The organism is Xanthomonas sp. LMG 12461 (assembly GCF_009192935.1).
Lineage (GTDB): Bacteria > Pseudomonadota > Gammaproteobacteria > Xanthomonadales > Xanthomonadaceae > Xanthomonas_A > Xanthomonas_A sontii.
This window is the reverse complement of sequence record NZ_NQYT01000131.1, coordinates 1-568: the sequence shown is the minus strand read 5'-3', so window position 1 is coordinate 568 and position 568 is coordinate 1. Positions and strand designations below refer to the sequence as shown.

The window sequence follows — 568 nt, the reverse complement described above, 5'->3', positions numbered from 1 at the left end:
CGCCGAAGAACTGCTGCGCGCCGTACAGGCGGTCTTCCTCGTCGGTGAGGATGCCGGCGGCGCGCAGCAGTTCTTCGGCGTGCTCCATCCCCGCCTCGGACAGGTGCACTTGCTTGCCCTTCTCGTCGACCCAGAAGTCGCCCTCGCCCTCTTCCGACTCCTGCTTGACCAGCTGCGGCACGATGCGGTTGACGCGGATGTACAGCTCCGGCGACTCGTCGGCCGGGCCGGAGATGATCAGCGGGGTGCGCGCTTCGTCGATCAGGATCGAGTCGACCTCGTCGACGATGGCGTAGTTGAGGCCGCGCTGGAAGCGATCGGCCTTGGACAGCGCCATGTTGTCGCGCAGGTAGTCGAAGCCGAATTCGTTGTTGGTGCCGTAGGTGATGTCGGCGGCGTAGGCGGCATGCTTGTCGCTGTGCGGCATGCCCGGGTACACCACGCCCACGCTCAGGCCCAGCCAGTTGTACAGCTTGCCCATCTGCGCGGCATCGCGGCGCGCCAGGTAGTCGTTGACGGTGACCACGTGCACGCCCTTGTCTTCCAGCGCGTTGAGGTACACCGGCAG

1 pseudogene is annotated in these 568 nt (G+C 66.0%); it reads right to left on the bottom strand.

The features are described 5' to 3' along the window. A pseudogene (secA, locus tag CEK68_RS20875) lies at window positions 1-568 on the bottom strand (preprotein translocase subunit SecA); the annotation flags it as partial.